The organism is Mesorhizobium huakuii (assembly GCF_014189455.1).
Lineage (GTDB): Bacteria > Pseudomonadota > Alphaproteobacteria > Rhizobiales > Rhizobiaceae > Mesorhizobium > Mesorhizobium huakuii_A.
In genome coordinates, this window is record NZ_CP050296.1 from 1,222,885 (window position 1) to 1,236,991 (window position 14,107).

Annotated in this window: 12 protein-coding genes; 5 read left to right on the plus strand and 7 right to left on the minus strand. The window is 64.1% G+C overall.

What is annotated here, in order from left to right; translation table 11 throughout:
* Positions 1–100: 100 nt before the first annotated feature.
* Positions 101–1,015 carry a LysR family transcriptional regulator gene (locus HB778_RS06110; protein ID WP_183462323.1) on the plus strand — a complete coding sequence of 305 codons (915 nt, stop codon included), beginning with the start codon at positions 101–103 and terminating at the stop codon, positions 1,013–1,015.
* Positions 1,016–1,088: 73 nt separating this feature from the next.
* Entirely contained in the window at positions 1,089–2,399 is a 1,311-nt protein-coding gene (locus HB778_RS06115; protein ID WP_183462325.1) for a hemolysin family protein, read from the plus strand.
* Between the two features lie 70 nt (positions 2,400–2,469).
* Here HB778_RS06115 and HB778_RS06120 read toward each other — a convergent pair whose 3' ends face one another.
* The 6 genes from HB778_RS06120 to HB778_RS06145 all read right to left on the minus strand — a co-directional run bounded on the left by HB778_RS06120 (position 2,470) and on the right by HB778_RS06145 (position 10,276).
* The gene (locus tag HB778_RS06120) at positions 2,470–3,789 is read right to left on the minus strand and encodes an HlyD family type I secretion periplasmic adaptor subunit (protein WP_183465015.1); all 1,320 of its coding nucleotides are present in this window, start codon (positions 3,787–3,789) and stop codon (positions 2,470–2,472) included.
* A gap of 3 nt (positions 3,790–3,792) precedes the next feature.
* Positions 3,793–5,538: a type I secretion system permease/ATPase gene (locus tag HB778_RS06125; protein WP_183462327.1), complete on the minus strand. Its 1,746-nt coding sequence runs from the start codon at positions 5,536–5,538 to the stop codon at positions 3,793–3,795.
* Between the two features lie 35 nt (positions 5,539–5,573).
* Positions 5,574–7,058, minus strand: a complete 1,485-nt coding sequence (locus HB778_RS06130; protein WP_183462329.1) for a family 16 glycosylhydrolase — start codon at positions 7,056–7,058, stop codon at positions 5,574–5,576.
* A 449-nt stretch (positions 7,059–7,507) separates the two neighbouring features.
* Positions 7,508–8,101 carry a flavodoxin gene (locus HB778_RS06135; RefSeq protein ID WP_348524683.1) on the minus strand — a complete coding sequence of 198 codons (594 nt, stop codon included), beginning with the start codon at positions 8,099–8,101 and terminating at the stop codon, positions 7,508–7,510.
* Positions 8,102–8,114: 13 nt separating this feature from the next.
* Complete coding sequence (locus HB778_RS06140; protein ID WP_183462331.1) at positions 8,115–9,104, minus strand: aldo/keto reductase; 990 nt, start codon at positions 9,102–9,104, stop codon at positions 8,115–8,117.
* A gap of 38 nt (positions 9,105–9,142) precedes the next feature.
* Positions 9,143–10,276, minus strand: coding sequence for an aldo/keto reductase (locus HB778_RS06145; protein WP_432421239.1), 1,134 nt, complete (start codon positions 10,274–10,276; stop codon positions 9,143–9,145).
* Positions 10,277–10,432: 156 nt separating this feature from the next.
* On the opposite strand from HB778_RS06145, the gene HB778_RS06150 reads away from it, so the two are divergent.
* Positions 10,433–11,323 carry a LysR family transcriptional regulator gene (locus HB778_RS06150; RefSeq protein ID WP_183462335.1) on the plus strand — a complete coding sequence of 297 codons (891 nt, stop codon included), beginning with the start codon at positions 10,433–10,435 and terminating at the stop codon, positions 11,321–11,323.
* A 29-nt stretch (positions 11,324–11,352) separates the two neighbouring features.
* On the opposite strand, the gene HB778_RS06155 is transcribed toward HB778_RS06150, so the two are convergent.
* Complete coding sequence (locus HB778_RS06155) at positions 11,353–12,303, minus strand: DMT family transporter (RefSeq protein ID WP_183462337.1); 951 nt, start codon at positions 12,301–12,303, stop codon at positions 11,353–11,355.
* A gap of 161 nt (positions 12,304–12,464) precedes the next feature.
* Here HB778_RS06155 and HB778_RS06160 point away from each other — a divergent pair, with 161 nt between their 5' ends.
* Positions 12,465–12,869, plus strand: coding sequence for a YciI family protein (locus tag HB778_RS06160; RefSeq protein ID WP_183462339.1), 405 nt, complete (start codon positions 12,465–12,467; stop codon positions 12,867–12,869).
* Positions 12,866–14,107, plus strand: a complete 1,242-nt coding sequence (locus HB778_RS06165; protein ID WP_183462341.1) for an RNA polymerase sigma factor — start codon at positions 12,866–12,868, stop codon at positions 14,105–14,107. The genes HB778_RS06160 and HB778_RS06165 overlap by 4 nt, the downstream gene beginning before the upstream one ends.

Here is a 14,107-nt window from a genome sequence, read left to right on the forward strand (position 1 = left end):
CCACGCGAGACATTTATGCTTTTCGACTATGGAAAATAGGGCTCCCATGCGGCATATTCGGCACCTGATTGATAACTAAAATTCGTCAATTGGAATCGTCATGGAATCGGTCGACCTGCAAGGCATCGTCGCATTCGTCCAAGCCGTGGAGGCTGGCAGCTTCACCGGCGCCGGCGAGCGGCTGCATGTGACGAAGTCGGCGATCGGCAAGTCGGTCGCCCAATTGGAGCAGCGGCTCGGCGTTCGCCTGCTCAACCGCACCACCCGCAGCCTCAGCCCGACCAGCGAAGGCGTGAGCTACTATGAGGCCTGCGTCAGGGCGCTGGCCGAGATCGAAACGGCGCAGTCGCTGCTCGCCGCGCGCCGGCAGATCCCCTCCGGCCGGCTGCGCATCGACGTGCCGCTGGCTTTCGGCCGGCGCTGCGTCGCGCCCGTCCTGTTCGAGATTTCCAGGAAATTCCCCGAGCTGACCGTGGAAATCTCCTTCAACGACCGCCGCGTCGACCTGATCGAGGAGGGCATCGATCTCGCCATCCGCATGGGAGAACTGGACGACAGCCTGTCGCTCGCCGCCAGACCCATCTATGCCCAGCGCTCGGCCATCTGTGCGGCTCCCGCCTATCTCAGGGAACACGGCAGGCCGCGATCGGTCGAGGACCTCGCCCATCATAGCGTCATCGGTTACGGCCGCGAGGGCATCGTCCGCCCCTGGGTGATCCGGCATGGCGACGGCCGCCTGACGACCTTCGTCCCCAAGGCGCGGCTGGTTCTCGGCCATGGCGAACCGATGCTCGACGCCGCCCTTGCCGGCTGCGGCATCGCCTTCCTGCCGACCTGGCTGGCAGCCGACAGCCTCAGGCATGGCGACTTGGAAATGGTCCTCTCGGATTGTCTGGTGGAAAACATCGTCGTGCACGCCGTCTGGCCGGTGACGCGCGCGCTCACGCCAAAGATACGGGTTGTCGTCGACGCTCTCGTCGAACATTTTTCGGCGCCAGCCTGGGACAATGGCTGAAAGACACGTGTCATATTCCAAAAATGGCGGCCCGCTATTTTCGAGCGGCCCGCGGCAATGCTATTGAGCCCTCATGCTATACGTTGAAATTGCTATCGTGGTCGTCCTCATCTGCGTGAACGGCCTTTTGTCGATGTCCGAACTCGCTATCGTTTCATCGCGCCCGGCACGGCTCAAGGCGATGATCGACCGCGGCGTCAACGGCGCCGGCCGTGCGCTGGATCTCGGCTCGAATCCCGGCAAGTTCCTGTCCTCGGTGCAGATCGGCATCACGCTGGTCGGCGTGCTCTCCGGCGCCTTCTCCGGCGCCACGCTGGGCGACCGGCTGTCGGTGTACCTGGCCTCGATAGGCATGCGCGAAAGTGTCGCCGACCCGCTCGGCGTCGGCATTGTCGTTGCCATCATCACCTATTTCTCGCTGATCGTCGGCGAACTGGTGCCCAAGCAGATCGCGCTGCGCGACCCCGAACGCGTCGCCGCCCGCGCCGCCCCGGCCATGACCATCCTCGCCACCGTCTCGGCGCCATTGGTCTTCCTGCTCGACATTTCCGGCCGCGCCATATTGTGGCTGCTTGGCCAGCGCGGTGAAAGCGAGGAGAAGGTCACCGACGAGGAGATCAAGATGCTGGTCGCCGAGGCCGAGCATCACGGCACCATCGAATCCGACGAGCGGCGCATGATTGCCGGCGTCATGCGGCTCGGCGACCGCGCCGTGCGCGCGGTGATGACGCCGCGCACCGAGGTCGACTGGATCAATCTGCAGTCCGACGACACGGCGATCCGCAAGCTCCTTATGGAAACCCAGCATTCGCGCCTGCCGGCGGGCGACGGCGGCGTCGACGTCATGGTCGGCGTCGTCCAGACGCGCGACGTGCTGGCCGCGATCCTTGCCGGCCGCACGCTCGACCCGCGCAGGCATGTGCGTGTCGCGCCCATCGTCTACGACCAGGCCGACGCGCTCGACGTGCTGCACAAGCTCAAGGAATCCGATGTGCCGATGGCGCTGGTGCATGACGAATACGGCCATTTCGAAGGCATCGTCACGCCGGCCGATATTCTCGAAGCCATCACCGGTGTGTTCCGCGCAGACCTCGATGCCGGCGACGAGGAAAACGCCGTCAAGCGCGAGGACGGCTCATGGCTGCTCGCCGGCTATATGCAGGCCGACGAGATGGCCGAGATCCTGGGCATCGACCTGCCCGAAAACCGCGACTACGAGACCGTCGCCGGCTATGTGCTGTCGCACATGCACCATCTGCCCGCGACCGGCGAATGCGTCGATGCGCAGGGCTGGCGCTTCGAGGTGGTCGACCTCGACGGCCGCCGCATCGACAAGCTGATCGCCACCCGCTTGCCCGGCACCCACCGCGAGGCGGTGCGCTGATTGTTCGGTGTCGGATTTTGACCCTGGCGGTCATTGATGATGGGCCGGCGGATTGTCCGGCCCGCAACCTCTACCGCTCCGTGAAGGCGCGAGCGAAGGAATCGAGCATCGGCCGTGCCAGATACTCGAAGAAAGTCCGGTCGCCAGTGCTGATGAACGCCTCGACCGGCGTTCCAGGATAAAGCTGCTCGGGCTTCACGCCTGGCGGCAGGTCGGCGGCAATCCTGAGTTTGACGCGGAAATAGGGCTCGTGCGTAGCCTCGTCGACGAGCCGGTCCGCGGAAATTTGCGCCACGGTGGCTGAAACCTCGGGGGTGAGCCGCATGTTTAAGGCGGACAATCGAAGTTTCGCCGGTTGGCCGACACGGACCTGATCGACGTCTTTCGGCCGCAGCCTTGCATCGACGATCAGATCCGGTGCCGTAGGCAGGATCTCCATGATCTTTTCACCGCGCGCAATCACACTGCCCTTGGCATTGTAGGTCGAAGACACCACGATCCCCGCGGCCGGCGCCTTGATCGTCGTCCGCCGCAGCACCGCCTCGGCCGCCCTGATCTGTTCCTCGATGTCGGCCAGGTTGGAACGAACCTCGTCCAGCTTCGTCAGCGCCTCCTCCACGCGTTGCGTGGTCAGGCGCTCGATCTGCTCCTGGGCTTCGACGATCTGGGTGTTGGCCACTGCGAGATTGGCCTCCAGCGCTCCAGCCTGCCCGACGAGATCGGCCTCGCTGCGCAAAAGCTGCGAGTATTCGCTACGATTGGTGAGGCCTTTGTCCAACAGGCTGGTCTTGATGCCGAGCTCCTTCTTCACGATGTCAGCTTGTTGCTGAATGGCCTCTTTCTGGGATTGCAATGCCACGACCGACTGCCGATGCATGGCTACGCGCTGGGCGAGGATCGATTGTTCCGAGCGGAACCGGGCGAGTCTGGCGTCGAATTCCTTTTGCTGTTCTCGAATCAGGGCTTCGAAATCGGGCTGGAGCGATGCTGGCGCCGGTTTGGTGATTGGCGCGAGCCTGTCCAACCCGTCGCGTTCCGCCTCCAGCCGCGCCGCACTCGCCCTCAGCGCGATCGACTGTCTCGTCAGCCGGTTGAGTTCGGCCTGCGCGGCTGTCGGATCCAGCACGATCAGATCCTGGGCCTGTTGCACGCGATCGCCGTCATGGACCAGCAACTCCTCGATGATGCCGCCCTCTGGATGTTGGATCAGGATGTTTCCGCCGGTCGCCGAGATCGTGCCTTGCGTCATCACCGCTCCAGACAAAGGCGCGCTGACGGCCCAATAGCCAAGGCAACCCACGAACAGCGCTGTTGCCGCGTACCCGGCGAATGCCACGCGCCTTATGTCGGTACGCGGGTTGCCCTCCCAGGCGAGGCTCTGCGCTGCCATCATCTACGATCCAAAGCGCATGTTATGCGTGCGGATCGTCGTGGCGAACGACCCTGTCACCACCGTATTCGGCTGCGCGGGAAGGCCCTTGCCGACGACCGAATGCCGTAGCACTTCGCTGCTTGAGCCGAAGGCTTCGATCGCGCCGCCGCGCAGAAGCATCACGCGGTCGCAGGACGCGGCAATCGAAGGGCGATGCGTGATCACGACCATGGTGACGCCGGCCGCCTTCGTGGCGGCGAGTACCGCCTCGAGCGCCGCTTCGCCCGTGCCGTCGAGATGGGTGCTGGGCTCGTCCAGGACGAGAATTCTGGGATTGCCGTAGAAGGCGCGCGCCAGCCCGATCCTCTGGCGTTCGCCGCCCGACAGCGTTCTGTCCGACGGACCGATCAATGTCTGGTAGCCGTCCCGCTGCGCCAGGATCAGCTCATGCGCCTCAGCCCGCCTTGTTGCCTCGATGATCGCGGCGTCATCTGCATCGGGGTCGAAGCGGGCGACATTCTGCGCGATCGATCCTGGAAAGAGCTCCACCTCCTGCGCAAGGTAGCCGATGTGCTTTCCGAGCTGGTTTTCGTCCCAGCTCCTGAGGTCGGCGCCGTCGATCCTGACCGCGCCGCCGGTCGGCCGGGCAGCGCCCACAAGCAACCGCGCCAGCGTCGATTTGCCGGCGCCGCTCGGGCCGACGATGGCCAACGCTTCGCCGGCGCCAATTTGGAAGTTCAGCCGCTTGAGGATGGGTTCGGTGCCGGGCTGCGCGTTCGGAGCCATGAAGAAAACGTCCTGCGCGGAAATCGCGCCTGCCGGATCGGGCAGGATCAGTTTGCGCGCTTCAGCCGGGCGCGCCGCAAGCGCCGTCTCCAGCCGTTTCCACGCTCGCCGGGCGTCGGCGATCTGCCGCCAGGCGCCGATCAACTGGTCAAGCGGCTGCAGCGCGCGCGACGACACCAGCGAGGAAGCAAAGATCATGCCTGCCGTCATCTGCCCCTTGAGCACCAGCCATGCGCCGGCGCCGAGGATCGCCAGTTGCAGCATCATGCGCAACGCCCGCGAGGCACCGCTGAAGATCGCATTGGCACTCGACGAACGGTCATGCAAGGTGAGCGCAGCCGCTACGTGCCGTCCCCAGACCCGCGCGGCGTTCTCTACCATGCCCATGGCGCGCAGCGTCTCGGCATTACGGGCAAAGGCCTGTTCCGCCTGGCTGGCCAAGGCCGAACGCTCCGCGGACAGGGCGTCGTTCCTGCCGATGGCAAGCTGGTTGGCCACGACCAGCAAAAGCAGAAGCGCCGCGCCGGCGACCGTCACCCAGAACAGCACCGGATGGATGAGATAGAGCAGAGCGAGGAAGACAGGGGCAAAGGGCAGGTCGAACAACACCGCCACGCCGCGCGACCTGATGAAGGCGCAGACCGAGGCAAGGTCGCGCAGCGGCGACAGGCCGCCGGCATATTTTGCGCCAAGCGAAACGGCGAATGTGCCGGCGCCCAGCTTCCGGTCGACGGTCGCCGCAACGCGCTGCGTGTAAACGGCGCGGATCGCGTCCAGCAGCCCGAGGAAAGCGAGCGCAAGAACCGCGATGACCGAAAGATAGACAAGCGTTTCAACGCTGGAGGACGGCAGCACGCGGTCATAGACCTGCAGCAGGTAGAGTGGAATCACCAACAGCAGGATGTTGATCAACAGCGAGAAGACGCCGACATCGGCGATGGCGCGCATGAAGACCGGACGCAGGCCGGATGGTCCAGTCATTTCCACATTCCCCGACGCTGCATGATCCCGAGACCTTACGCGTGGCCCCCGAATTCGGAACCGCCATGCAGCGTGCTGTTGCTGTGCGTGGCGATATTGTGCGTGGTGGTGCCGCTGGTGATGTTCAGGGCGTTTGCCGGAGCACTGTCCAGCGTATAGGCGCGGACGTAGTCGATCTTCATCTCGGCCGGCGTGGCCAGATGATCCGGAGGGGTGCCGGCCAAGCCGCCGACCGCGAGATCGACCAGCATGTACATGGGCTTGTTCATGTCGGACGGCGTCGCCGCTTCCGCGACCTCAACACCGTCATAGGTCCAGACGAGCTTGTCCGGCGTCCAGAGCAGGCCATAAGTGTGGAAGCCGTCGGGGTTCGAGACACTCACCGTCGACGTGACCTTGGTGTGCGTTCCCGTCTCATTCGAGTGCGCCGTCATGATCAACGAGTTCGGGGCTTGGCCGATCGTCTCCACGACATCGAGTTCCGGCGGCCACGAACCGTCTTCCGGAAGCAGCCAGAAGGCCGGCCAGGCACCGGCGTTCTCGGGCAGGTCGGCCCGTATTTCGAAATAGCCATAGGTTTGCGAGAAGGAATCGTGGGTCGTCAGTATGCCGGAGGTGTATTCGTAATTGTTGATCAGCGGCTTGATGTCCGCCGGCGCCTGCGCCGCGGTAATGGTGAGCACGCCGTTGTTCACGCTGAACGGGTGGACGGAACTCGTCGGTGCGTAATTGGCGTCGATGTACCATTGCTGCTCGTTGTTGCTGGTCAAGGTGCTGCCGTTCGGCGCTCCCCACCAGAAGTTGCTATCCCACGTGCCGCCCTGGCTATTGTGAAGGTTCAGCGTGTTGAAATCGTCGCTGAAGGAGAGCTGCATTCCGGACTTGTCGATCGGCAACTCGAACTGGCTGGGCTGCAGCTTGTCGATGGTCGTGTCCTTGAACTCGAGGATCTCGCCGGACCCGAGGTTCAACAGCACGTTCGATCCCGCCTGGATCATGCTGGAGTGGATGGCGTCGAACGACGTGAACCCATAGCCATTCAGGCGGACGGTGTCGGTGGCGGCAAAATTCGCGATCAGGTCGCTTCCATTGCCTTTCGAGACGATGAAAGTGTCGTAACCGCCGCCGCCATCGATCAGCACATCGTTTCCCGCGCCGCCGTCCAGCGTCTGGTGCCCGGCCTTGGCGGTGATGATGTTGTCCAACCCATTTCCGAAAGCATAGTTGTTGGCGTTTGTGACGACGAGGTTCTCGACATTGTCGGGGAGCTTATAGCTCATCCATGTGCTGATCGTGTCTATGCCTGCCCCGGCGGCCTCGGCCACCTTGTTGCTCGCCGCATAGAGGTAATAGATGTCATCGCCTGCGCCACCATGCATGGTGACACCGGTTGATCCGTAGAACGAGTCGTTTCCGGAGCTGCCGTACACGTCCGGCCCGGCCCCTGCCGCCGAGTACCAATGGGTGGAAGCGCCGCTGTAGGGAAGAGGAACGCCCAAGGCGTTGACGAAGAAGCTCATCGGATAAATCCTTCTCCTGATGCCTCGCCTGCCTGGATCGTTCGATTCCAGGTGGCCGCATCCGGACCAAAACTGCCATTCACGATAGCGTTCCAGGAGCTTGGCACATAGTTCACCATTACATCGACTATTCAGTGACGTTTTCCGGACTGGAGGCACAACAACCCGATGAATGGTCTACAGATTGTAACTCGACCGGCGAAATATTTGATAAAATTTTATAGAAGACAGCGATCTACTTACGACTATATTTGGTTCAGGTCACACAGAAGCGCTCCCTGCTTTCTGATGGGGTAGCGCAATTGCCGCTCTGGCAACAATGCGTCGAGACGCCGGGATGGCGCTTCGAAATGGTCGGCCTCGACCGCCGCATCGACAAGCTGATGGCCACCTGCCTGCCCGGTGCCCATCGCGAGGCAGTGCGGGCACTCCACTATCGCTCCTGCCGACTAATCAACATCCAACGTCTTCAGCCACTGGGCGACGCGCTCGATGGTCTGGCGTTCCTGCGGCCCTTGCATGGTGAAGCCCTTGATCAGGCGCGATTGGGGGGCGTGACTGGCCACAACGTCCAGGCTGTCACCCGGGCCGAAGCCGCCATGCATGATGAACGGGACGATGGTTTTTCCCGCCAGGTCGTGCAACGCGAGGAAAGAACGTATGATAGGCGGTGCGGTCTCGCCCCAAATCGGGAACCCCAGAAACAGGGTGGCATAAGCCGCCATGCTCGGAAGCTGGGACCGGAGCGGCGGCCGGTAGCCGCGATCGCGCTCCCGCCGCGCCTGCTCGACGGTCTCGAAATAGTCGGCCGGGTAAGGTGTGGCCGGCGCGATCTCGAACAGTTCGGCCGGCAGGGCACGGCTGAGCTGCCCCGCGATGACGCTTGTATTCCCGCTCCGCGTGAAGAACGCCACCAGCGACTTGCCGTCGGCCGACGGCGCGGCTTCGGCCTCTGTGGCCGATACCGCGACGCCGGCCGTGAGTGGCAATAGCAGGGATGACATGAGGATGTCCCGTCGGGTCGGCTTGTCGGTATCGGTCACGGTTCAGATCCACTCACAGCCCGGTCATCTTCAGTCCCGCTTCGGGCAAACGTTCGCCCTGAACCTCGATCTTCGCCAGAGCGTCGGCGAGTTCCCCCAGGTCCTGCACCGTGAGCGTGACGTCGACCGCGCCGAGATTCTCCTCCAGACGATGCAGTTTGGTGGTGCCGGGGATCGGAACGATCCAGGGCTTCTGCGCGAGCAGCCAGGCGAGTGCGACCTGGGCAGGTGTGGCACCTATGCGCCCGGCGACGGATTTCACGACCTCGACCAGTGCCATGTTGGCTTTGCGCGCCTCCGGCGAGAAGCGCGGCACAAGGTTGCGGAAGTCCGTGGCGTCGAACTTGGTGTTCTCGTCGATCTTGCCGGTCAGGAACCCCGCGCCCAGCGGGCTGAACGGGACGAAGCCGATGCCGAGTTCCTCGCATAACGGCAGGATCTCGGCTTCGGCGCCGCGGTAGAACAGGGAGTATTCACTCTGGACGGCCGCCAGCTTCTGCACCGCATGCGCCCGGCGAATGGTCTGGGTACCCGCTTCCGACAGCCCCCAATGCTTGACCTTGCCTTCGGCGATGAGGTCCTTGAGGGCACCCGCCACATCCTCGATCGGCACATCGGGGTCGACACGGTGCTGGTATAAGATGTCGATGCGGTCGGTTTTCAGCCGCTTGAGGCTGGCCTCCGCCACCTGCCTGATGTGCTCGGGCCGGCTGTTGGTGCCGCCGCTGCGGGCACCCGTCTCGAGATCGATGTCGAAGCCGAACTTGGTGGCTATGGCCACCTGGTCGCGAATGGGGACCAGTGCCTCGCCCACGAGGTCCTCATTGGCAAAGGGTCCATAGGCTTCGGCCGTATCGAACAGGGTGACGCCACGATCATGGGCGGCGCGGATCAATTTGATCATCTCGGCCTTGTCGGCAGGTGGGCCGTAAGCGGAGCTCATGCTCATGCAGCCGAGGCCAAGGGCGGAAACTTCGAGGCCCCCGATTTTTCTGGTTTTCATGACGATCTTCCTTGTGATTGTTCGGGAGCAAGCGCGGCTCAGGCCTTCTCCGGCGCTTCAACGCCGGAGAACACGAGGACGCTATCGGGAAGGCGTGCACCCTGGACCTGAATTGCCGCGACCGCGGCATTGAGTTCCGCCAGTTCGTCCGACGTGAACCGGACCGAGGCGGCGCCGATATTGTCGAGAAGGTGCGGCATCTGCGTCGTGCCAGGAATGGGCACGATCCACGGTTTCTGAGCCATCAGCCAGGCGAGCGCGATCTGCGCGGGCGTGGCCTGCTTCCGCTCGGCCCAACCCCTTAGCAGGTCCACCAGCGCCAGATTGTGCGGCAGGTTGTCCGCCGCGAAGCGGGTCTCCACCCTGCGGATGTCGCCTTCGGCGAACCGCGTGTTGGCGTCGATGGCGCCGGTCAGGAACCCCACCCCAAGCGGGCTCCACGGCACGAAACCGATGCCGAGTTCCTGGCAAAGCGGAAGGACTTCGCGTTCAGGTCCGCGCCATAGCATCGAATATTCGCTCTGGACCGCCGTGACCGGCAGCCCGGCATGCGCGCGGCGCAGTGTCTTCAGTCCCATTTCGGACAGGCCCCAGTGCAGGACCTTGCCCTCATCCATCAGATCCTTGACCGCGCCGGCGACGTCCTCGATCGGGACCTGCGGATCGACCCGGTGCTGATAAAGCAGATCGATGCGGTCGGTGCGAAGCCGCTTCAGCATACCCTCGACGGCAAGTTTGATGTGGTCCGGCCGGCTGTTGAGGCCCGGGAGCCGCTTGCCCGTTTCCAAGTCGATGTTCCAGCCGAACTTCGATGTGATCACCACGCGGTCGCGGAACGGCGCGATGCCTTCACCGAGGATGCGCTCCACCTCGTGGGGACCGTAAGCCTCGGCGGCGTCGAAGAAGGTGACGCCCCGGTCGAAGGCCGCGCGGATGATGTTGATCATCTCCGGCCGCGGCGGAATGATTGTCTGATAGGTCCGGCTCATGTTCTGGACACCGAGGCCGATGGCGGAGACCTCCAGCGAGCCAAGCTTGCGCCGTCCGCTCAATGATTGTGTGCCGTTGAGGCCCGTCGCCTGAGCTGTTGCTTGAGCCTGCGAACCGGTGGCGGCGAGTAGCGGCACCGCCGCCAGACTTCCCGCCGCGCTCAGAAAGCCACGGCGCCCCATTCTCATATGTTCGCTTGCCATCTTTCCTCATCCTTCTCTGAAATTGCGTTCGGACCCTGCTGCAGGCCACGGCATGCGCATAAGATAGGGGATGTGGTACCTTGCGATAATGCGCTATAATCCGTATGGCTCTGTTAGCTGAGCTAACAAATACCCATGCAGAACTTCAACGATCTTGCCGCTTTTGCAGCCGTGGCCCGGGAACGGAGCTTCACGCGTGCCGCGGCAAAGCTCGGTGTGTCACCCTCGGCGCTCAGCCAGACCATCCGCAATCTCGAGGAGCGTGTCGGGCTGCGGCTGCTGACGCGGACCACGCGCAGTGTTGCGCCGACCGAGGCCGGTGAGCGGCTGTTGCGCACCCTGGCGCCCCGCTTCGAGGAGATCGAGGCCGAACTGGCGACCTTGAACGAGCTGCGCGAGAAACCGGCTGGAACCGTGCGCGTCACCGCCGGCGAGCACCCGGCGATTTCCGTGCTGCAGCCGGCCCTCAGGCGGTTCCTGCCCGATCATCCGGACGTGCAGGTGGAGATCATCATCGACTACGGCCTGACTGACATTGTCGCGGAGGGTTACGACGCCGGCGTGCGTATGGGCGAACAGGTGGCGAAGGACATGGTGGCGGTCCGCATCGGCCCCGACATCCGCATGGCGGTGGTCGGTTCACCGGCCTACTTCGCGCGGTTTCCCGTGCCGGAAACGCCGCACGACCTCGCCGCGCACAAATGCATCAACATGCGGCTGCCGACCCACGGCGGACTGTTTCCATGGGAGTTGGAGAAGGATGGCCGGGAGGTCAAGGTCCGCGGCGACGGCCAGCTTGTGTTCAACAGCCTGGGCATGCGCCTGAGTTCCGCCCTGGATGGGCTGGGGCTCGCTTACATGCCGGAGGACCAGGTCCTCCCCTACGTCTCCGCCGGGCGGCTCGTCCGGGTTCTGGAAGACTGGTGCCCCTATTTCCCTGGTTACCACCTCTATTATCCAAGCCGACGGCACACGTCGCCGGCCCTATCCCTGCTGGTGGACGTTCTGCGGCACCGGAATATCTGACGGATGCCGCGCATATGCGTTCGGCCTGATCAAACCGTGGCTTCAATCGGTTCGGCAAGTCTGGGGTTCGAGCGTGCGGCGATCAGGCAGCTGGCCACGATGAGGCCGGCTCCCGCCAGCGTGGTCCAGGTCACCGCCTCGTCGAAGAAGAACCACCCGAGCGCGATCGCCCAGATGAAGGCCGAGTATTCCGTCGGGATCAGATATTGCGCTTCGGCACGCGCATAGGCCCAGCTCATCAGGAACTGACCGGCGAGCGACAGGGCTGTTACGCCTGCGAGCGGAAGCCAGAGATTGCTGGGCAGCGCAATGGCGAGCCAGGGGGCTGCAAGCCCGAGCATGACTGCAACGCCAAGGTTCTGGAACAGCATGATCTCAATGGGCTTGGCCAGCAGCGCCTGTCGTCGCGCCAGGATCAGATTGTAGGCATAGAACACCGTCGAGACGAGCACCGCCGCTGTGCCGAGCAAGGCATCCCTGGCGTAGCTTGTGTGCCCGAACTGTCCGGCGACGATGATGACAACGCCCGCAATGCCGGCGAGCGAGGCCCAGATCGCCTTGCGCTGTATCCTTTCGCCCAGAAGCAGCGCGGCCAGCAGGAGCGCAAACAGCGGCGCCACGAAACTAAGCCCGATCGCCTCCGCCAGCGGCAGTCTTGCAAGCCCCCAGAAGAAGCACAGCAGGACAATGCCGACAATCGCGGCGCGCAGCGCATGCAGCTTCAGAACCGAGGGGGCAGGAAGCGAGCGCGGCCCTGCCAGCCAGCCCGCGCCCGCGACCACGGTCGCCAGCATGCTGCGCCACAGCACCGTGTTGTAAACGCCGACCGCGATGACCAGCACCTTCATCGCCGCATCCATGCCGGATAGCAGAAAGATGCCGAACACGCAGACGAGCACCGGGATCGTCGGGGAGATTGCGCCGGCCAGGCTGGATGACTTCACGCGGGTTTTCTCGAGGTGACGGATGCAGGCTGACATATCAGGGCAAACTGGCAGGGCCAGATGGCAGCCTCGCCCATATGGCGGTCCAACACTGTCAGCCTGTTGCGTGATCGGGATTCGAACTTTTTACAGCGCCCGTCGATTTCGCCATGGCCCGTTCGTCGTATCATCGAACCAACCCAAACAAGGAGACGACCATGCGGTTCATGATGTTGATGATTCCCGGTGGCTACGCCGAGGCGGCACCCGACGTCAGGCCCGACGCCAAGGGGGTAGAGGGGATGATGCGATACAATGAGGAGCTGAAGAAGGCCGGCGTGCTGCTGGCGCTCGACGGGCTGCATCCGCCGTCATCGGGCGCGCGGGTCAGCTTCAAGGGCGGCAAGCCCGTTGTCACCGACGGGCCGTTTGTCGAGGTCAAGGAAGTGCTGGGCGGCTATTGGGTGATCGACGTGCGCTCGCGTGAAGAAGCCATCGAATGGGCTCGCCGCTGCCCCGCCGGGGAGAATGACGTGATCGAGGTCCGCCGCGTCTTTGAGATGAGCGATTTCCCCGAGGACGTCCAGAAGGTGGCGGAAGGTTTTGGCGAGCTGATGGGTTGACGGCCACAGCCACCATCGAAGCGGTCTGGCGGATCGAGCAGCCGAAGCTCACCGCCAGGCTCGTCCGTTATCTCAGGGATGTCGGGCTGGCCGAGGAGATCGCGCAAGACGCCTTCCTGCTGGCGCTGGAGCGCTGGCCCCGGGACGGCATCCCGCGCAACCCGGCCGCCTGGCTGACCGAGGTCGCCAGGAACAGGGCGCTCGACCGGCTGCGCCGCACCACCATGATCGACGGCAAGCACCGCGAACTCGCCATCGATCTCGCCGAGCTGGAGCGCGAGATGCCCGACATCGAGGCCGCGCTCGATAAGGATATTGACGACGACCTTCTGCGGCTGATCTTCACCGCCTGCCATCCCGTCTTGCCGGCCGAGCAGCGCGCCGCATTGGCGCTGCGGCTGCTGGGCGGGTTGTCGACGCCCGAGATCGCCCGCGCCTTTCTGGTGTCCGAAGCCACGGTCGCCCAGCGCATCGTGCGCGCCAAGCGGACGCTTCGCGATGCCGCCATCCCGTTCGAGACACCGCGCGGCGAGGTGCGGCGCGAACGCCTCGCCGCCGTGCTGGAGGTGGTTTATCTCACCTTCAACGAAGGCTATGTGGCGACCACCGGGCCGGACTGGCTGCGCGCCGATCTCTGCGGCGAAGCGCTGCGCCTAGGCCGCTCGCTGACGGCGCTGATGCCCGATGAGTCCGAGGTGCTGGGGCTGGTGTCGCTGATGGAACTCAACGCCTCGCGCTTTCCTGCCCGTACCGGCAAAGCGGGCGAACCGATCCTGCTGCTCGACCAGGACCGCAGCCGATGGAACTGGTCGCTGATCCGGCGCGGCCTGGACGGCCTGAACCGCGCCATGACGCTGACATCGACCCCCGGCCCTTATCTCTTGCAGGCGATGATCGCCGCCTGCCATAGCCGTGCGGCAACCGCCGCCGACACCGACTGGATCGCGATATCGGCCTATTATCAGGCGCTCGCCTTGGCGGCCCCCTCGCCCATCGTCGAAATCAACCGGGCGGTGGCCGTCGGCATGGCCTTCGGCCCGGCACAGGGTCTCGCCATTGCCGATGCACTGAGAGACGAACCCCGCCTGAAGGACTCGCACCTCTTGCCCACGGTGCGCGGCGATCTCCTGGAAAAACTGGGATATCAGGCGGAAGCCCGCGCCGCGTTCCGCCAGGCCGCCGGATTGACCGGCAATGACAGGGAGCGCGCGCTGTTGCTCGCCCGCGCAGGGGACTAG

Excerpts from the sequence above, each read along its gene's own strand:
- HB778_RS06140 (WP_183462331.1), bottom strand. The coding sequence starts at position 9,104 with ATGAAAACCAGAAAAATCGGGGGCCTCGAAGTTTCCGCCCTTGGCCTC.
- HB778_RS06155 (WP_183462337.1), bottom strand. The coding sequence starts at position 12,303 with ATGTCAGCCTGCATCCGTCACCTCGAGAAAACCCGCGTGAAGTCATCC.
- HB778_RS06120 (WP_183465015.1), bottom strand. The coding sequence starts at position 3,789 with ATGGCAGCGCAGAGCCTCGCCTGGGAGGGCAACCCGCGTACCGACATA.
- HB778_RS06160 (WP_183462339.1), top strand. The coding sequence starts at position 12,465 with ATGCGGTTCATGATGTTGATGATTCCCGGTGGCTACGCCGAGGCGGCA.
- HB778_RS06145 (WP_432421239.1), bottom strand. The coding sequence starts at position 10,276 with ATGGGGCGCCGTGGCTTTCTGAGCGCGGCGGGAAGTCTGGCGGCGGTG.
- HB778_RS06150 (WP_183462335.1), top strand. The coding sequence starts at position 10,433 with ATGCAGAACTTCAACGATCTTGCCGCTTTTGCAGCCGTGGCCCGGGAA.
- HB778_RS06110 (WP_183462323.1), top strand. The coding sequence starts at position 101 with ATGGAATCGGTCGACCTGCAAGGCATCGTCGCATTCGTCCAAGCCGTG.
- HB778_RS06115 (WP_183462325.1), top strand. The coding sequence starts at position 1,089 with ATGCTATACGTTGAAATTGCTATCGTGGTCGTCCTCATCTGCGTGAAC.
- HB778_RS06125 (WP_183462327.1), bottom strand. The coding sequence starts at position 5,538 with ATGACTGGACCATCCGGCCTGCGTCCGGTCTTCATGCGCGCCATCGCC.
- HB778_RS06130 (WP_183462329.1), bottom strand. The coding sequence starts at position 7,058 with ATGAGCTTCTTCGTCAACGCCTTGGGCGTTCCTCTTCCCTACAGCGGC.